Annotated in this window: 15 protein-coding genes; 7 read left to right on the top strand and 8 right to left on the bottom strand. The window is 75.9% G+C overall.

Annotated elements, in window-relative coordinates:
• Positions 1–16: 16 nt before the first annotated feature.
• From dgoD to OG994_RS05805, 3 genes are all read right to left on the bottom strand, one after another.
• Entirely contained in the window at positions 17–1,162 is a 1,146-nt protein-coding gene (gene dgoD, locus OG994_RS05815; RefSeq protein WP_328852450.1) for a galactonate dehydratase, read from the bottom strand.
• A 100-nt stretch (positions 1,163–1,262) separates the two neighbouring features.
• Complete coding sequence (locus tag OG994_RS05810) at positions 1,263–1,970, bottom strand: FadR/GntR family transcriptional regulator (protein WP_328852449.1); 708 nt, start codon at positions 1,968–1,970, stop codon at positions 1,263–1,265.
• 39 nt (positions 1,971–2,009) lie between these two features.
• Positions 2,010–2,768: an SDR family NAD(P)-dependent oxidoreductase gene (locus OG994_RS05805; RefSeq protein WP_328852448.1), complete on the bottom strand. Its 759-nt coding sequence runs from the start codon at positions 2,766–2,768 to the stop codon at positions 2,010–2,012.
• 142 nt (positions 2,769–2,910) lie between these two features.
• On the opposite strand from OG994_RS05805, the gene OG994_RS05800 reads away from it, so the two are divergent.
• The 4 genes from OG994_RS05800 to OG994_RS05785 are packed head-to-tail and all read left to right on the top strand — an operon-like array spanning position 2,911 to position 8,051.
• On the top strand, positions 2,911–4,206 hold the full coding sequence (locus OG994_RS05800) for an ABC transporter substrate-binding protein (protein WP_328852447.1): 1,296 nt from the start codon (positions 2,911–2,913) through the stop codon (positions 4,204–4,206).
• Between the two features lies 1 nt (position 4,207).
• Positions 4,208–5,149 carry a carbohydrate ABC transporter permease gene (locus OG994_RS05795; RefSeq protein ID WP_328852446.1) on the top strand — a complete coding sequence of 314 codons (942 nt, stop codon included), beginning with the start codon at positions 4,208–4,210 and terminating at the stop codon, positions 5,147–5,149.
• Positions 5,146–5,970 (top strand): carbohydrate ABC transporter permease, encoded by an 825-nt coding sequence (locus OG994_RS05790; RefSeq protein WP_240032722.1) that lies wholly within the window; start codon positions 5,146–5,148, stop codon positions 5,968–5,970. The genes OG994_RS05795 and OG994_RS05790 overlap by 4 nt, the downstream gene beginning before the upstream one ends.
• Positions 5,967–8,051, top strand: coding sequence for an alpha-galactosidase (locus OG994_RS05785; RefSeq protein WP_328852445.1), 2,085 nt, complete (start codon positions 5,967–5,969; stop codon positions 8,049–8,051). Before OG994_RS05790 ends, OG994_RS05785 begins: the two co-directional genes overlap by 4 nt.
• 45 nt (positions 8,052–8,096) lie before the next feature.
• Here the strand turns inward: OG994_RS05785 and OG994_RS05780 are convergent, their stop codons facing one another.
• Together OG994_RS05780 and OG994_RS05775 are read right to left on the bottom strand one after the other, a co-directional pair.
• Positions 8,097–8,696: a class I SAM-dependent methyltransferase gene (locus OG994_RS05780; RefSeq protein WP_147427215.1), complete on the bottom strand. Its 600-nt coding sequence runs from the start codon at positions 8,694–8,696 to the stop codon at positions 8,097–8,099.
• Positions 8,697–8,803: 107 nt separating this feature from the next.
• The gene (locus OG994_RS05775; protein WP_328852444.1) at positions 8,804–11,878 is read right to left on the bottom strand and encodes an Hsp70 family protein; all 3,075 of its coding nucleotides are present in this window, start codon (positions 11,876–11,878) and stop codon (positions 8,804–8,806) included.
• 180 nt (positions 11,879–12,058) lie between these two features.
• On the opposite strand from OG994_RS05775, the gene OG994_RS05770 reads away from it, so the two are divergent.
• Both OG994_RS05770 and OG994_RS05765 read left to right on the top strand, forming a co-directional pair.
• Positions 12,059–12,751, top strand: a complete 693-nt coding sequence (locus tag OG994_RS05770) for a response regulator transcription factor (RefSeq protein ID WP_120326323.1) — start codon at positions 12,059–12,061, stop codon at positions 12,749–12,751.
• Positions 12,744–13,757 carry a sensor histidine kinase gene (locus OG994_RS05765; RefSeq protein WP_328852443.1) on the top strand — a complete coding sequence of 338 codons (1,014 nt, stop codon included), beginning with the start codon at positions 12,744–12,746 and terminating at the stop codon, positions 13,755–13,757. Before OG994_RS05770 ends, OG994_RS05765 begins: the two co-directional genes overlap by 8 nt.
• 45 nt (positions 13,758–13,802) lie before the next feature.
• On the opposite strand, the gene OG994_RS05760 is transcribed toward OG994_RS05765, so the two are convergent.
• The 3 genes from OG994_RS05760 to OG994_RS05750 are packed head-to-tail and all read right to left on the bottom strand — an operon-like array spanning position 13,803 to position 15,852.
• Entirely contained in the window at positions 13,803–14,480 is a 678-nt protein-coding gene (locus tag OG994_RS05760; RefSeq protein WP_328852442.1) for a class I SAM-dependent methyltransferase, read from the bottom strand.
• The gene (locus tag OG994_RS05755) at positions 14,477–15,157 is read right to left on the bottom strand and encodes a TIGR04282 family arsenosugar biosynthesis glycosyltransferase (RefSeq protein ID WP_328852441.1); all 681 of its coding nucleotides are present in this window, start codon (positions 15,155–15,157) and stop codon (positions 14,477–14,479) included. Before OG994_RS05755 ends, OG994_RS05760 begins: the two co-directional genes overlap by 4 nt.
• On the bottom strand, positions 15,154–15,852 hold the full coding sequence (locus OG994_RS05750; protein WP_328852440.1) for a glycosyltransferase family 2 protein: 699 nt from the start codon (positions 15,850–15,852) through the stop codon (positions 15,154–15,156). Before OG994_RS05750 ends, OG994_RS05755 begins: the two co-directional genes overlap by 4 nt.
• 145 nt (positions 15,853–15,997) lie before the next feature.
• On the opposite strand from OG994_RS05750, the gene OG994_RS05745 reads away from it, so the two are divergent.
• Positions 15,998–17,386: a hypothetical protein gene (locus tag OG994_RS05745; RefSeq protein WP_120326328.1), complete on the top strand. Its 1,389-nt coding sequence runs from the start codon at positions 15,998–16,000 to the stop codon at positions 17,384–17,386.
• Positions 17,387–17,488 lie beyond the last annotated feature (102 nt).

The following is a 17,488-nucleotide window of genomic DNA, read 5'->3' as shown; positions in this document are numbered from 1 at the left end:
GGCGTCGCCGGTGCGCTCACCATTCGGCGAAGGAGCCGTCGGGGTGGCGCCAGACCGGGTTGCGCCAGGCGTGCGGGGACTCCCCGGCCCGACGGACCGCCGCCTCGTCGATGGTGATGCCGAGCCCGGGCCGGTCGAACCGGAGGATGTGCCCGTCCACGAACCGGAACGGTTCCGGGTCGACCAGGTAGTCCAGCAGCTCCGAGCCGGCGTGGTAGTGGATGCCGATGCTCTGCTCCTGGATGAGGAAGTTCGGTGTCGCGAAGGCCACCTGGAGGCTGGCCGCGAGCGCGATGGGGCCGAGCGGGCAGTGCGGGGCGAGCAGCGCGCCGTACGTCTCGGCGAGCGCGGCGATCCGCCGTACCTCGGAGATGCCCCCGGCGTGCGAGAGGTCCGGCTGCACCACCGACACGCCGGCCTGCAGCGGCGCGAGGAACTCCGACCGGCCGTAGAGCCGTTCGCCGGTGGCGACCGGCACCGGCGAGCAGGTGACCACGTCGCGCAGGTGGTGGGCCTGGTCCGGGAGCAGGGGCTCCTCGACGAAGAACGGGCGCAGCGGCGCCAGCTCCGGCAGGATGCGGCGTACGGCGGCGAGCCCGGCCCGGCCGTGGAAGTCCAGCGCGATGTCCCGCTCGTCGCCGAGCACCGCCCGGGCGGCGGCCACCCGGGCGACCACCGCGTCGATCTCGGCCGGCGTGGGGATCGGGGAGAGCTGGCCGCAGGCGTTCATCTTCAGCCCGGTGAGCCCGGCCGCCACCTGCGCGGCCGCCGCGTCGGCGATCTCACCGGGCTCGTCGCCGCCCACCCAGGAGTAGATGCGGACCCGGTCGCGGACCGGGCCGCCGAGCAGGGCGTGCACCGGCACCCCGTACGCCTGCCCGGCGATGTCCCACAGTGCCTGGTCGAGCCCGGCCACGGCGCTGGAGAGCACCGGGCCGCCCCGGTAGAAGCCGCCCTTCGTGAGCACCTGCCAGTGCTGCTCGACCCGCAGCGGGTCCTCGCCGAGGAGGTACTCGGCGAGCACCTCGACCGCCGTGCGGACCACCTCGGCGCGGCCCTCCACCACGGGCTCGCCCCAGCCGACCAGGCCCGTGTCCGTCTCCACGCGACAGAACAGCCACCGCGGCGGGACCAGGAAGGTCTCGATCCGTGCGATCTTCACCGGACCCGCCGCCCGTCCGGGACCGCCGGGCTCGCAGTCCGCGCGCGCACCGCGCCGCCTTCGCCGGTGACCGCGGGGCTCGTCAGCTCACTCCGCGCGTTCACCGCGCCGCCCCGCCGCGGACCTTCTCCACGTCCCGGACGGCCTTGGCGAGCAGGTCCCGCATGGCGCACTCGGCCGCGCCCTCGTCCCCGGCGCGGATCGCGTCGACCACGGCGCGGTGGCTGGGGACGGGGTCGTCGTCGCTGTCGCGGCCGTGGACCAGCCGGTCGCGCTCGGCGAGCCCGGTCTTCATCACCACCTCCATGCGGACCAGCAGCTCGTTGTGGGTGGCGGCCAGCAGCGCGCGGTGGAACGCGAGGTCGGCCTCGACGGCGGCGACCGGATCGCCGTGCGCGTCGGTCATCTCCCCCAGCGCGGCGTCGAGGGCCGCCACGTCCTCGTCGGTGGCGCGGGCGGCGGCCAGGCGCGCGGCCGCCGGCTCGATGATGCCGCGCACCTCGTGGAGCTGGTCGATGAGCAGCGGGTCGGCGCCGTCGGCGAACTGCCAGCGGATCACGTCGCCGTCGAGCAGGTTCCAGTCGGCGCGGGGCCGTACGAAGGTGCCGCGCTTCTGCCGGGCGTCCACGATGCCCTTCGCGGAGAGCACCTTGAGCGCCTCGCGGAGGGCCGTGAGGCTGACGTCCAGCTCCTCCTGGAGCGCGGCGATGTTCAGGGTGGCGCCCTCGGCGATCTCGCCGGTGAGGATGCGCCGGGCGATCACCTCGACGGTCTGTCCGTGGACGCCACGGCCTGCGTACTGTGCCAATGCTCTTCGCGCCTTCTTCGCTCGTCGGTCTCGATCTGTTCAGGCCGAGGCTTTCACCGCGGTCCAGCCGCCGTCCACCACGAGGCTCGTGCCCGTGACGTACGCGGCGTCCGGCGAGGCGAGGAACGCCACCGCGGCGGCGACCTCCTCGGGCGTGCCGAACCGCTTGGCGACCGTCTCGGCGACGCTGCGGCGGCGGTCCTCCTCCCCGATGCCGTCCCAGGCGCCGGTGAGGATGGGGCCGGGCAGGACGCTGTTGACCCGCACCCGCGGCCCGTACTCGACGGCCAGTTGGCGGCCGAGGGCGACGAGCGCGCCCTTCGCGGCGGCGTACGCCGGCCGGCCCGGCAGCCCGACCAGCGCGTGCACCGAGGAGACCAGCACGACCGCGCCGGAGCGCGCGAGCAGGTCGTCCAGACAGGCCCGTACGCCGAGGAACGCGCCCGTGAGGCTGACCCCGAGCTGGTGGTCCCACGACGCCCGGCTGGTCCGGTGCGCGGGTGCCACCTCGACGGCGTACGCGTTGTTGACGAGGATGTCCACGGGGCCGAGCCGGGCGCGCACCGCCTCGACGGCGGCGGCCCAGTCCGCCTCGTCGGACACGTCGGCCACGACGGCGAGCGCCTGCCCGCCGGCGGCGGTCAACTCCTCGGCGACCGGCGCGGGATCGCGGACGTCGAGCAGGGCGACGCGGGCGCCCTCGGCGGCGAGCCGGCGCGCGACCGCGGCGCCGATCCCCCCGTGGGCGCCGGTGACCACCGCTGTCCTGCCGTCGAACCGGCGCGCGTGGGGACCCATCGACCACCTCGGAGTCGTTTAACCATTAATTACGAATACATCTTGACAGCCGGAGCGGGCCGGATGCAACCTTCTGGTCACACCGTTAACAGGACCGACACAGAGCCCGCGCGGCGGCGTGTCGATGAGGAAGGGACCTCCCGTGACCGACTTCGATCCCGGTCGCCGCCGATTCCTCGGCAACCTCGGCCTCGCCGGCCTGGGCGCGCTCGGCGCCGGTTCGCTTCTGAGCGCGTGCGCCAGCTCCGCCAGCGGACCGGCCAAGGGCGGCTCCTCCGGCGCCGTCACCCTTCAGTCCAACCTCTCCTCGCCGCAGGCCAAGACGGCGATCGAGAAGCTGATCGAGACCTTCAACAAGCAGGGCAAGGGCACGGCGACGGTCAACACCATCGCCTCCGAGACCTTCCGCACCCAGCTGCCGACCTACCTCACGTCGGCGAACCCGCCGGACGTGTACACGTGGTACGCGGGCTCGGTGGCCAACGACTACGCCAGCAAGGGGCTGCTCCTCGACGTCTCCGACGTCTGGCAGGGGCTCGGCGAGTATCCGCAGTCGCTGCGGACGCTCTCCACCGACGCCACCGGCAAGCAGGTCTTCGTACCGATGACCAACTACTGGTGGGGCTTCTTCTACCGCAAGAGCAACTTCGCGAAGTGGGGCGTGCAGGAGCCGAAGACCTGGGCCGACTTCCTCGCGCTCTGCGAGACCCTCAAGGGCAAGGGCGTCCCCCCGATCGGCATCGGCCTCGGCGACACCCCCTGGGTGGCCTCCGCCTGGTTCGACTACCTGAACATCCGCATCAACGGCGCCCCGTTCCACCGCGACCTGCTCGCCGGCCGCCAGCGCTTCGACGACCCGAAGGTCAAGGCGGTCTTCACCCGCTGGCGCGAGGTGCTGCCGTACTTCGACCCGAAGGGCAAGGCGTACCCCTTCCAGGAGGCGACCACCGCGCTGCTGGCCGGCAAGACCGGCATGTTCCTCATCGGCACGTTCTTCGCCGACGCGGCGCCCAAGGACGCCCTCGGCGACCTGGACTTCTTCCGCTTCCCGATCATCGATCCCGCGGTGCCGGTCGCCGAGGAGGCGCCCACCGACGGCTTCTTCGCCAGCGCCAAGACCCGCAACCCCGACGGCACGAAGGCGCTGCTCACGTACTTCACCACGGCCGAGGCGCAGGAGGAGTACGTCCGGTCGAGTTCGGGCATCGTGCTCCCCGTCCACCCGAAGGCGAAGGCCGCCGACTCGCCGCTGGTGAGCAAGGGCAAGGCGATGCTGGCGAGCGCCGCCGAGCTGACCCAGTTCTTCAACCGCGACTCCAGCGACGCGCTCCAGCCGACGGCCGACACCGCGCTGACCAAGTTCATGGACAAGCCCGACCAGATCGACGCGATCCTGCGCGAGTGGCAGGCGGGCGCCGAGAAGGTCTTCAAGGGCTGACGTGAGCGTGTCCACCATCGCCGAGACAGCCGGGACGGAAACGTCCACGGTGGCCGGCACACCCCGGCGACGGCGACGGTCGCAGCGACTGTCGCCGCTGCTGGTGGCGTTCGTGCTGGTGCCCTTCGCGGTCGAGAGCATCTGGGTGTTCTGGCCGGCGCTGCAGGGCTTCTGGTTCTCGCTGACCAGTTGGGACGGCCAGACGCCGCCCGAGTTCATCGGCATCGACAACTACGCCGAGCTGGCCGGGGACGCCACCTTCCGTGGCGCCCTCGTCAACACGGTCATCTGGCTGGTGCTCTTCGGCGGGCTCTCCGTCGTGGGCGGCTTCGGGATGGCGCTGCTGCTGCAACGCGAACGGCGCGGGGTCGGCTTCTACCGGGCGGCGCTGTTCACGCCGGTCGTCTTCTCGCTGGTGGTGACCGCGCTGGTGTGGCGGGTCTTCTACCAGCCCGACGGCGTGGCCGACCAGATCCTGCGCGCCGTCGGACTGGAGCACCTCGTCCGGGCCTGGCTCGCCGACCCGCAGACCGCGCTGTACGCGGTGATCCTGCCGGCGCTGTGGCGGCAGATCGGCTACGTCATGGTGCTCTTCCTGGCCGGGCTCAAGGCCATCGACCCGGCGCTGCACGAGGCCGCCCGGGTCGACGGAGCCAACGGCTGGCAGCGGCTCTGGCGCGTGACGATCCCCCAGCTCAAGGGCGTCAACGCGGTCGTGCTGTCGGTCATCGTCATCGACTCGCTGCGCTCGTTCGACATCGTGTGGTCGCTGACCCGTGGCGGCCCCTACCACTCGTCGGAGCTGCTCAGCACGTACATGTACTCGGCCGCCTTCCAGAGTCTGCGGCTCGGGTACGCCTCGGCCATCGCCGTGGTGATCTTCGTGCTCGCCCTCGCCGTCATCCTCGGCTACCTCGTCCGCGCGTTCCGGGAGGAAGCGTGATCCGCAAGCTGCGCACCGGCACCTTCCACACCGGGATGACGCTGCTCTCGCTGCTCTGGCTCGCCCCGGTGCTCTGGGTCGTGGTCATGTCCGTCCGCAGCTTCGACGACATCGCCACCAACGGCGTGGGCAGCCTGCCGCACTCGTTCACCCTCGACACGTACCGGCAGGCCTGGACCGACGGCGGCGAGCTGCGCGCGCTGGTCAACAGCCTGCTGGTGACGGTCCCGTCGGTGCTGCTGAGCCTCGGGCTGGCCGCCGTCGCCGCGTACGCGCTGAGCCGCTACCGGATCCCCGGGCGGCGGACCATCCTGCTGCTGATGCTCGCCGGCAACCTGCTGCCGCCGCAGATCCTGCTCATCCCCGTGCAGAAGTTCAGCGAGCTCACCGGCCTGTACGACACGCTCTGGGCGCTGATCGCCGTGCAGGTCGGCTTCGGGCTCGGCTTCTACACGTTCGTGCTGCACGGCTTCATGCGGGACCTGCCCGGCGAGATCCAGGAGGCGGCGACCATCGACGGCGCGGGGCCGGCGCAGATCTTCGCCCGTGTGATGCTGCCGCTGACCCGGCCGGCGCTGGCCGCCCTCGGGGCGCTGTCGTTCACCTGGATCTTCAACGACCTGCTGTGGGCGATCACCGTGCTGCGCACCGACGACCGGATGCCGGTCACCCCGGCGCTGCTCGCGCTCCAGGGCCAGTTCGTCTCCTCGTGGAACGTGATCGCCGCCGGCACGGTGATCGCGGCGGTGCCGACCGTCGCGGTCTTCCTGCGCTTCCAGCGGCACTTCATCTCCGGGCTGGCGATCGGGGCGGTCAAGTGAGCGGGGACGCGCGGCGGTGGGCGCTGCGCGGCGCGCACACCGAGTACGCGGTGACCGTGCCGGCGCACGGACGCTGGCTGGAACTCGTCGCGTGGGGGCCGCACGGCGTCGCCGACGGGCCCTCCCCCGTCGCGTACGACGGGCCGGTGCCGTTCCTCACCGCGGGCGACGCCGCCCCCGTCGAGTACGCCACCGACGCCGACCGCCCCTTCACCGGCGCCGACCTGGTGGTGGAGACGGCGACCGGGCACCGGCGGGTGGGCTTCGGCTTCACCGGCGCGGCGCACGACCCGGCCGCCGGAACGCTCGCCGTCACGTTCGACGATCCGGTCACCGGGCTCCGCGCCGTGCTGCGCTACGCCGTGCCGGCCGGCGCCGACGTCGTACGCCGCTGGGTGGAGCTCACCAACACCGGCGCGGCGCCGCTGCGGCTGGTCCGCGCCGGCTCGGCCGGGTTCTGCGTGCCGACGCCGCACGGCGCGCTGCTCAGCCACCAGTGGGGCCAGTGGGCGCAGGAGTTCCAGCTCGACCACGTCGACCTCGGCCACGGGGCGTTCACGATCGGCAGCAGCCAGGGGGTGCCCGGCCACCTGCACGTGCCGTGGCTGGCCGTGCGGGACCGGGCCGAGCCGGACGGGTCGGTGTGGAGCGTGGCGGTCGCGTGGACCGGCTCGTGGGAGATCACCGCGGAGCGCGACACGGGCGGGCTGACCCGGGTCCGGGCCGGCCGCCGGCTGCCGGACGGGCCGCTGGAGCTGCCACCGGGCGGGGATCTCACGCTGCCGGAGGTGGTCGGCGCGTACAGCCCCGACGGGCTGGACGGGCTGGCCCGGGTCTGGCACCGCTACCAGCGGCTCCTCGCCGGGGACCGGCTCACCCCGCGGCCGGTGCTCTACAACTCGTGGGAGGCGACGTACTTCGCGGTCGACGCGAAGAGCCAGCTCGAACTCGCCCGGATCGCCGCCGACCTCGGCGTGGAGACGTTCGTGGTCGACGACGGCTGGTTCGTGGGCCGCGACGACGACACCGCCGGCCTCGGCGACTGGACGCCGGACCCGGCGGGCTTCCCCGACGGCTTCGAGGCGTTCGTCGCCGAGATCCGCGCGCTCGGGCTGCGGTTCGGGCTCTGGGTGGAACCGGAGTGCGTCAACCCCCGGTCGCGGCTGTACGCCGAGCACCCCGACTGGGTGTACCAGGTCGACGGGCGGCCGCTCACCCCGATCCGCAACCAGTACCTGCTCGACCTCGGCCGGCCCGACGTCGCCGAGTTCGTCCACTCCACCCTCGACGGCCTGCTGCGCCGGTACGACATCGCGTACCTGAAGTGGGACTTCAACCGGCCGCGGACCGAGCCCGGCCGCGTCGGCGCGGACGGGCCGCGCGACCTCGACGGGGCGCACGTGACCAACCTGCACCGCATCTACGAGCGGCTGCGCCGGGACCACCCGCACGTGCTCGTCGAGTCGTGCGCCGGCGGCGGCGCCCGAACCGACCTGGCCATGGCGGCGCGGGCCGACATCTTCTGGCCCAGCGACAACACCGGCCCCCTGGACCGGCTCGCCATCCAGTACGGCTTCCTGCACGCCAACGCCCCGCACCTGCTCAGCTCCTGGGTGACCGACGCGCCGGGGCTGTTCGATCCGCGCCCGCGGTCGCTGGCGTTCCGGTTCGTGCTGGCCATGGCCGGTGTGCTCGGCGTCGGCGCGGACATCCGGCGGTGGACGCCGGAGCAGCGCGCCGAGGCGGCCGGGTGGATCGCCCGCTACAAGGACGTCCGCGAGGTCATCACGCACGGCGACGTGCACCTCGTCGGCGGGCCGGACCAGCCCCGCTGCGCCGTCCAGTACACCTCACCGGACCGGCGGCGCGTCGTCGTGCTGGCCTGGCACACGGGCCGGTCCGACGGCCCGGGGCTCCTGCCGTCGCGTCCCGTGCGGCTGCCGCTGCGCGGCCTCGACCCCGACGCGGGCTACCGGCACGGCGAGCGCCGCTACTCCGGCAGCCACCTCACCGCCGTCGGGCTGCCGGTGACCTGGACGCCGGACCACGACGCCGAGCTGATCGTCCTGGACCGGGAGTGACCTCGCGCCCGCCCGGCCACCCGCCCGGGGTGGCCGGGCGGCCCGTCACCGCACCGGCGTGCCGGCCACGCAGGTGAGCACCCGCCCCGCGCCGCTGCGCGCGACGGTGGTGGCCGTCGCGAAGCCGTGCGCGCGCAGCAGGCCCTCGACCGAGGTGACGATCGCCGTCGGGCTCGCGGACTCGGGGCGCTCGCCGAACACGTAGAGCGCGCCGCCCGGGGCGAGCAACGTCGTCATCCGGTCGATCTGCGCGGCCTCCGCGCCCAGCCAGAACAGGTTGACGTTCACCGCGAAGATCTTGGTGAAGTGGCGCTCCGGCAGCTCGGCGGACTCGAACGCGGCACGCCGGATCTGGGCCCGGCCGGCGCGGACGTGGTCGGCGTTGCGTTCCGTGGCCAGCCGCACCATCGTCGCCGAACGGTCGATCGCGACGATGGTGCCGGTCGTGAGCCGCTCGGCGACCAGCGAGACGGCGGCGCCCCGGCCGCAGCCGATCTCCAGCACCCGGTCGTGCGGCGCCACGGCCATCGTCTCCACCGCCCAGCGCTGCCGCCGTGTCGCCACGGTCGTCCGCACCGACTCCGGCGGCAACGTCACCTTCCCGGCGGCGGGACCCGCGCCCAGGATCGGTAGGGGGCATCTCACGCGGTCACTCACATCCACAAACTCGAAGGCGTCCGTCGTCACCCGTCCGCCTACCCCTGCCGGGCGTGACGATGCCACGTCGGGCGCGAAAAGGCCACGCCCTCGCGTCAGTCCGGTGCGAAACGGTAGATGACGAAGTCCTTCTCGGCGCCGCAGACGATGACCCGGGTGTTCCAGGAGCAGCTGCTGCTGCGTACGCCGGGAAGCTGGCCCAGCTCCGCGGCCACCTCGCCGTTCTCGGCCCACACGCCCGCGAGGCTGCGGTCGTCCTCGAAGGTGCTCGGCGGCTTGTCGAAGACCAGCAGGTTCCCGGCGTCGAGCCGGGCCGCGACGCCGCGCCGGTCGCGCAGCAGCGGCGTGCCCGTCGCGTCGAACAGGGTGCTGGTCGCCGACGAGTCGCCGGTGCGGACGAGCAGCCGCTCGCCCAGCGGCACGAGCACCGTGGCGTCCGGCGCGCCCCAGCTCTTCGCGGCCTTCCCCTCGGCCGCCGCCACCACGGTCGTCTCCTCGGCCTTCCCGTCGGGCACCTCCAGCAGGCAGGCCCGGTGTTCGCCGCAGGCCACGAGCGCCTTCGGCCGGCGGCGCTCGTCGGGGGCGCGGTAGAGCACCACCGGCTCCGCCGAGAGCGCCGTCAGGTCGTACGCGAGCAGCTGGTAGCCGCCCTCGTCGGCGGCCACGTAGAGCCGGTCCTCGTGTGCCACGACGAGGTCGTCGAGGTCCGCGACGTTGCCCCGCTGGCCGACGATCCCCCCGCTGTCCATGTCGAGCACCCGCACGGAGCGGTCGGCGCCGACCTGGACCAGCCGGCGTCCCTCCCCCTGCCACGGGTCGCGCGGCCCACCGTCGAGGTACGCGGGACCGGCCGCCGCCTCGTCGGTGTGCACCGGCAGCACGGTGGTGCGGGCGCCGTCGTACTGGTCGCGGGGATTGGGCCGGCTCCACGCCTCCCGGCCGGTGCGCAGGTCGAGGCCGACGACCCGCTTCTCCGTCCGGTCCACCAGGACCGCCGTCCGGTCGGTGAAGTAGACCTCGTCGTCGCCGCGGACGGGTCGGCTCCAGCGTTGCGTGCCGGAGCCGCCGTCCAGCACCACCATGTCGCGCGGAGTGCTGGTGCCCGGGGCGTCGGCGAACGCGACCACGGCGCCGGGGACCGCGACCAGCCGGTCCCAGTCGGCGGCGGTGACGCCGGTCGGCTCGCGCCACAGCCGCTTTCCCGTCCCGGCCTCCACGGCGGTCACCACGAGCCGGCGGTCGGCGCCGGGGAACGCCAGGTAGGCACGGTCCCTCAGCACGGCCGTCCACATGCCGGAGGGGCGCTCGTCCCCGGCCGCCGGGCGCTCGACCTCCGTGAGCGAGTCGAACTCCAGCCCCGGGTAGCGGTCCCGGGTCAGGTAGAGCACCGCCGCGGTGGCCACCCCGGCAAGGGCGACCACGGCCCCGAGGGCCACCCACCAGGCCCGCCGCCGGCCGGCCCGCGCCCCCGAGAAAGCCGGCCGGGGGCCGCCCGGGGCGTACGCCGGAGCGGGGCCGGCCGGCGCGTACGCCGGGCCGGGGCTCGCCGGGGCGGCGCTCGCGGGGCCGTACGGCGGGGCCGGGCTCGCCGGGACGGCGCTCGCGGGGGCGTACGCCGGTGCCGGGCTCCCGGGGGCGGCGCTCGCGGGCGCGTGCGGCGGGGCCACGTGCGGGTACGACGGCGGCGGGCCCGCCGGGGCCGGCGCACCCGGCAGGGTGGGGCCGGCGTCGACGAGGGTCCGGCCCGGCGTCCCGGCGTCCGGCAGGGTGACGCCGGCGCCCGGGCCGGGAACGCCGGCGTCGAGGAGCGTGGCGGCCGGGCCGGGCGCACCGGCCGCGGCGGCGGGCACCGGGGCGCTGCCCGGGGCGAACGCCGGGACGCCCTCCGGCCGCGTGGCGGTCCCCGGCGCGGGCGCGGCGGCCGGTGCCGCCTCGCCCGGTGCCGGCGCGCCGGGCGGCTGCTGCGCCCCGGCGGCCGGGCTGCCGGGCGGCGCCGCCGGGGCCGCGACGGCGTACGGTGACGCGTCGCGCCGGCGCAGCGGCAGGTCGGTCAGCGCGCCCTCGGCCACCGGAAGTTCCGGCTGTTCGAGGACGGTGGGCGCGATCCCCAGGTCGGCGTGGAGCATCCGGGCCACGAGCGGGATACGGGAGGAACCGCCGACGAGGAAGAGCCCGGCGAGCCGGTCGGGCGTGAGGCCCGCCTCGGCGATCACCTCCCGCGCGGCGGACACGGCCCGTTCCAGCAGGGGCCGGGCGGCGTGCTCCACGTCCTCGCGGGTCAGCCGCACCGGCTCGGCCACCCCGGGCACCGCCACCGGCGCCACGCTGCCGCGCGAGAGCAGCTCCTTCGCGCCGCGTACGGCCTCCCAGAGCGCGATGGCGTCGCGGCGCCCCACCGCGTCGGCGGGGGCGGTCAGCCGCGCCCACCGCTGCGGGTGCCGGTCGGCCACCAGCTCGCCCACCCGGGCGACGAGCGCCGCGTCGACGTCGAGGCCACCGAGGTCCGGCAGCCCGCCGCAGGAGATCACGGTGAAGCCGGAGTCACCCCACGGGTCGGCGCCCTCGTTGCGGACCACGGCGACGTCGAGGGTGCCGCCGCCGAAGTCGAACACGGCGATCGCGCCGCCGACCGGCACCGGCCGGCGCAGCACCTCGGTGTAGTAGCGGGCGGCGGCCACCGGCTCGCGCAGCAGCCGGGTGCCCGGCGGTGTGGGGCCGGAGAGGGTGTGCTCGGCGGCCTGCGGCCAGCCGGCGCGCATCAGCGCGTCGCCGAGCACCTGCCGCCGGGAGTCGTCCCACGCGGCCGGGCAGGTGACCACGGCCGGCGGCAGGAAGCCGACCGCCTCGACCGCGGTCCGCCCCACGACGTGCAGCACCGCACCGAGCAGCTCCGCGGGCGCGACGTCGCGGTCGCCGAGGCGTACGGTCGGCTCGTCGATGCGCCGCTTCGGGTTCGGCTCGTACCGGGCCGGGTCGGCCTGGGCGAGCCGCCGGGCGTCCAGGCCCGCGTGCAGCCCGCCGTCCGGGTCGGCGTACACACCGGAGGGCAGGATCGGCTGACCGTCCACGAGCAACGGCCGGGTGCGCCCGTCGGGCCAGCGGAGCACCGCCACCGTGTTGGACGTACCGAGGTCGACACCGAGAGCGAAGCCCTCGTGCTGGCCTGCCATCTACCGATACCTCCGCCGTGACGATGCCCGACCCCGCATCGTACGCAGCCGCCACCGCCGCCCTGACCGGCCGGTCAGCGGCCCGGGACGCGCCCGCCGGGCGCCGGACGTAAGGAACCCGCAACATCTCGCCCCGGTCCCCCGGCGGGTGGCGTCGCTAGGCTGGCCCGGGAGGTGCGCGTGGGTCAGCGGGTGCTCGTGGTGGACGACGACCGGACGGTCAGCGACGTGGTCTGCCGCTACCTGGAGCACGCCGGCTACGAGGTCGACCACGTCGGCGACGGCCTGGCGGCCCTCGAGGCGGTGCGCGTACGCCGGCCGCACCTCGTCGTGCTGGACCTGATGCTGCCCGGCCTGGACGGGTTGCAGGTGTGCCGGCGGCTGCGGGAGCGGCCCGACGGCGTACCCGTCATCATGCTCACCGCGCGCGGTGACGAGGCCGACCGGGTGCTCGGCCTGCAACTGGGCGCCGACGACTACCTCGGCAAACCCTTCTCGCCGCGGGAGCTGGTGCTGCGGGTCGGCTCGGTGCTGCGCCGGGCCGGCGAGCCGCCGCCACCGGAGGCGGAGGTGTTCGTCGACGCCGGCCTGGAGGTGGCGACCGGGCCCCGGGTGGCCCGGCTGCACGGCCGGGAGCTGGCGCTGACGCTGCGGGAGTTCGACCTGCTGGCCCACCTGATGCGGCACCCGGCCCGCGCGTTCCGCCGCGCCGAACTGCTCGAACGGGTGTGGGGCTGGACGTTCGGCGACGAGTCCACGGTGACGGTGCACGTGCGGCGCCTCCGGGAGAAGATCGAGGACGACCCGGCGGCGCCGCGGCGCATCCTCACCGTCTGGGGTGTCGGCTACCGCTACCAGCCCCGCCATGCGTGACCTCGCGCTGATCTTCGCGATGGCCCTCGTGGCCGCGCTCGTCGTCGGGACCGTCGGCGCGCTCACGCTGCGGCTGCTGCGGCACCGGTCGATCACCGTCCACGTGTGCGTGCTGCTGACGGTCACGGTGGCGGCCGTGGCGGCGGGCGTCGCGGTGGTCGCCCAGGCCATGTTCCTGTCCCGGCACGACCTCCAGGTCGTGCTGCTCACGGTGGCCGCCGCGGCCGTGGTGAGCCTCGCCGTCGGCTGGTACTTCGGCCGGCGTCTCGCCGTCGCCGCGGTCTGGGCCGACCAGGCGCGCGAGCGGGAGCGCCGGATCGAGAAGGGCCGGCGCGACCTCGTCGCCTGGGTGTCGCACGACCTGCGGACGCCGCTGGCCGGCCTGCGCGCCATGGCCGAGGCCCTGGAGGACCGGGTGGTGGACGACCCGGCGACCGTCGCCGAGTACCACCGGCGCATCCGCGTGCAGACCGACCGGATGACCCGACTGGTGGACGACCTGTTCGAGCTGTCCCGGATCAACGCGGACGCGCTGCGGCTCTCCCCGGCCGCGGTGCCGCTCGGCGAGGTGGTCTCCGACGCCCTCGCGGTCGCCGCGCCGCTGGCCGCCGCCCGCCGCATCACGCTGGTGGCCGCCGAGTCGGGCTGGCCGACCGTGCTCGCCAGCGAGCCGGAGCTGGCCCGCGTGGTGGGCAACCTGCTGCTCAACGCCGTCCGCTACACGCCCGAGGACGGCACCGTCCACGTCGACGCGGGCCGGGACCGGGACGACGCCTGGCTGGCCGTCGCGGACACCTGCGGCGGCATCCCGGAGGAGGACCTGCCGCACCTGTTCGACGTGGCCTTCCGGGGCGAGCCGGCGCGGACACCCCGCACCGGGGAGGGCTCCGGCGGGCTGGGCCTGGCCATCGTCCGGGGGCTGGTGGAGGCGCACGGCGGCCGGGTGGACGTGCGGAACGTCGGCGGCGGCTGCCGCTTCGTGGTGCGCCTGCCGGCCGCCGCCTGACGCGGGCACGGGCGCGAGGCCGGCGGGCGCGGGTGCGCCGCGCCGTCACCGGATCCGGCTGGCCGCCGGGGCCGCCGTGGCCGCGACGGTTAGTTCGCCGAACCAGCGGCCGTCGCGCCCGAACACGTCGCGCACCGTGAACCCGGCCCGGTGGGCGACGGGGTGCACCGCGCGGGTGTCCAGCCGAGCCCAGCGGAACGCGGGCCCCAGGGCGGGCCGTCCCGGGCGGCGCGGCGAGACCACCCGGGCCCGTCCCTGCCACAGCCCCGGTCCGGGCGGCTCCAGCTCCACGAGCACCGTGCCGGCCGCGTGCAGCAGCGCCCGGCAGCGGCCGAGGAGGGCCACCGGGTCGCCGCCGATGCCGATGTTGCCGTCGAGCAGGACGGCGTGCGCCCAGTGCCCCTCCGCCGGCAGGGCGTCGAACAGGTCGCGGTGCAGCGCCACGGCGCCGCGGGCGCGGGCGGCGGCGACGGCGTACGCGCTGACGTCCACCCCGACCGCGGTGACCCCGGCGCGGGCCAGGGCCACGGTGAGCCGTCCGGGGCCGCAGCCGAGGTCGAGGGTCGGGCCGGTGCAGCGGGCGACCACGGCGGCGGTGGCCGGCTCGGCCGGGCCGTGCCAGCGGCGCACCGGCAGCCGGTGGCGGGCGCCGTCGCCGTGCAGGAGCCAGTGGCCGTCGGTGCTCCCGCCGAGCAGGGCCGCCGCGAACCCGTCGGCGCTCACCCCCGCCCCTCGGGGATCAGCGCGCGGCGGACCGCGTCGACCTGACGGGCGAACCGTCCCGCGGGCGCCTCGGCGGCCACGGCGAGCGCGTCCGGCCACTCGTCGACGTCGCGCACCAGCGGCAGCGCCGCGGCGCGCACCCCCTGCTCACGCAGGGCCGACCAGGTGAGCCAGCCGGTCCGCGGCGTCGACATGGGCACCGTCCGCAGCACCGCGGCGTGGCGCGGGTCCCGCAGGCCCAGGGCCCACCAGCCGCCGTCGAGGGCAGCCCCGAGCACCGCCTCGGCGCGCTCCAGCCGGCGTACGGCGGCGGTGAGCGCGGCCGGCGTCACCTGCGGCGTGTCCATGCCGACCTGGAGCACGGGGCGGCCCGGGAAGGCCGCGGCCACCTCGGCGTACGCGGCGGCGAGCCGGTCACCGAGGCCGCTGCCCCGCTGCGCGAGCACCGTCCAGCCGTGCAGGGACGTGACGAGCCCCGCGGCGTCCTCGGCGTCGGTGAGCCGGCCGGCGCAGGCGAGCACCGGCGTCACGCCCGGGGTGGCCCGTACGGCGTCGAGGGTGTCGCGCAGCGCGGCCGCGGCGATCCGGGCGGCCTGCACGGGGTCGGCCGGCGGGCAGAGCCGGGTCTTCACCGCGCCGGGCACGGGCGCCTTCGCGGCCACCAGCAGGACGGTCATCGGGAGCCGTCCACGGTGCGCAGCACGCCGGCGAAGTCGCGGGTGGCGCGCAGGGTGCCCCGGACGGACCCGGAGACCTTCGAGCGGGTGCCGGCGGCCCGGGGCGCGTACCGGACGTCGAGCTCGTGGATGCGCCAGCCGGCGGCGGCCGCCCGGATCAGCAGTTCCAGCGGGTACCCGAACGCCCGGTCGGTGACGCCGAGGGCGAGCAGCGCCTCGCGGCGGGCCACCCGGATCGGGCTGAGGTCGCGCAGCGGGACGCCCCGCCGGCGCAGCAGCGCGGCGACCAGGGCGGTCCCGGCGCGCGCGTGCCACGGCCACGCGCCCGCCCCGACGGGCCGGCGGCGGCCCACGGCCAGGTCGGCGAGCCCCGCCGCCACCGGCGCCACCAGCGCCGGCAACTCGCCCGGGTCGAACGACCCGTCGGCGTCGAGCACGCAGACCAGGTCGGTGCGGGCGGCCTCCAGCCCCGTGTGCACGGCGGCGCCGTAGCCCCGCCGGGGTTCGTGGACGACGCGGGCGCCGTGCCGGGCGGCGACCTCCGGCGAGCCGTCCCGGGAGCCGTTGTCGACCACGATGGCCCGGTAGCCGGGCGGCAGGGCGGCCAGCACGCCGGGCAGCGCGGCGGCCTCGTCGAGGCAGGGCAGGACCACGTCGATCCGGGGTGGCGCGCCGTCGTCGAAGCAGGTCGGCATACGGCCGACGCTAGGACGCGACCAGGGCGTCCGGGGCCGGAACGTCCTTACCGAACGCTTACCGCACGGGCGATTCTTACCGGACGGTGACGGCGTGGCCGTTCGCCCACCGGAGGGTCCCGTGCCGCCGTACCGTCGCAGGGTCATGGCCACCGCACCCGTACTCGCCGACGCACCGGGCCGGACCCCGGCGCACCGCGACCGGGCCGACCTGGTGGTGCTCGCGGTCGAGGCCGCGCTGCTCGCCGCCGCGGTCGGCGTCGGGATCGTGCTCAACGCCCGCGGCGTGGGCCTGTACGCGGACGCCGCGCCGCTCTACGCCACCTGGCGACCCCACGCGGGCTGGGGCACCCCGGCCGCGCTGCTGGTCGCGGTCGTCGTGCTCGCGTGGGGTGTCCGCTGGGCACGCACCGCCCGGTGGGGCGCCCTGCTGGCCGCCGGCTGGCTGGCGTCGGTCGCCTGGACCCTGTCGCTGGCCCTGGTGGACGGCTGGTCGGCGGGCCTCACCCGACGCCTGACCGTGCAGGCGGAGTACCTGCACGAGGTGCCGGGGGTTGGTGACGTCGCGGGGCTGCTGGCCGGGTTCACCGGCCGGATCCTCGACTTCCAGCCGGACTCCTGGTCCACCCACACGGCCGGCCACCCGCCCGGCGCGCTGCTGCTGTTCGTGTGGCTGGACCGGGTCGGCCTGGGCGGCGGCACGGTCGCCGGCCTGGCCTGCGTGCTGGTCGGGGCGACGGTCGCCGTGTCGGTGCCGGTCACCCTGCGGGCCCTCGGCGCGCCGGACGCCGCCCGGGCGGTGGTGCCGTTCCTGGTGCTGCTGCCGGGCGCGGTCTGGGTGGGCGCGTCGGCCGACGGGATCTTCGCGGGCGTGGTCGCCGCCGGTCTGGCGCTGCTGGTCGTCCGGGGACCGGTCACCGCCCTGCTCGGCGGCGTGCTGCTCGGTTTCGCCCTCTACCTGTCGTACGGGTTCGTGCTGGTCGGTGTGCTGGCGCTGGCGGTGCTCGCGCTGCGCCCGGCGGCCCGGCTGCGGGCGCTGCTGGCCGGCGCGGCCGGGGTGGCGGCCGTGGCGGCGGCGTTCACGCTCGCCGGCTTCCGCTGGTGGGAGGGGTACGAGCTGGTCGTCGCGCGCTACTACCAGGGCTGGGGCGCCGAACGTCCGTACGCCTACTGGATCTGGGCGAACCTGGCGGCGCTGCTCCTCTGCGCCGGGCCGGTGCTCGGGCCGGCGCTGCGCCGCGCCGTGTCGGGCGTCGTGGCCGCGGCGCGCACCGGCTGGCGCCGGGCGGCGCTGGCCACCGGGGTACGCGCGGCCGGGCCGGTCGTCCTGCTGCCGCTGGCCGCCGCCGTGGCGGTGGCCGGCGCTGACCTGTCCGGGCTCAGCAAGGCGGAGGTGGAGCGGATCTGGCTGCCGTTCGCCGTCTGGCTGCTGGTGGCCGCCGCGCTGCTGCCGGCCGGCGCCCGCCGCTGGTGGCTGGCCGGCCAGGCGGCCACGGCGCTCGCCGTCAACCACCTGCTCTGGACGGTCTCCTGACGGTCGCCGGCCGGGCCGCGTGGGCCCGGCCGGGGGACGCCGCCGCGGCGAGGCGGAGGCACGCCGGTCGCCGGGACGCGGGCCGGCGCACGGGGGCCGGGG

The sequence above is a fragment of the Micromonospora globbae genome, assembly GCF_036184225.1.
GTDB classification, from domain to species: Bacteria; Actinomycetota; Actinomycetes; order Mycobacteriales; family Micromonosporaceae; genus Micromonospora; species Micromonospora globbae.
Note: the sequence above shows the minus strand (reverse complement) of the source record. Positions and strands in the feature narration are given on the sequence as shown.

Excerpts from the sequence above, each read along its gene's own strand:
- OG994_RS05805 (WP_328852448.1), bottom strand. The coding sequence starts at position 2,768 with ATGGGTCCCCACGCGCGCCGGTTCGACGGCAGGACAGCGGTGGTCACC.
- OG994_RS05775 (WP_328852444.1), bottom strand. The coding sequence starts at position 11,878 with ATGGCAGGCCAGCACGAGGGCTTCGCTCTCGGTGTCGACCTCGGTACG.
- OG994_RS05765 (WP_328852443.1), top strand. The coding sequence starts at position 12,744 with ATGCGTGACCTCGCGCTGATCTTCGCGATGGCCCTCGTGGCCGCGCTC.
- OG994_RS05755 (WP_328852441.1), bottom strand. The coding sequence starts at position 15,157 with ATGACCGTCCTGCTGGTGGCCGCGAAGGCGCCCGTGCCCGGCGCGGTG.
- OG994_RS05750 (WP_328852440.1), bottom strand. The coding sequence starts at position 15,852 with ATGCCGACCTGCTTCGACGACGGCGCGCCACCCCGGATCGACGTGGTC.
- OG994_RS05745 (WP_120326328.1), top strand. The coding sequence starts at position 15,998 with ATGGCCACCGCACCCGTACTCGCCGACGCACCGGGCCGGACCCCGGCG.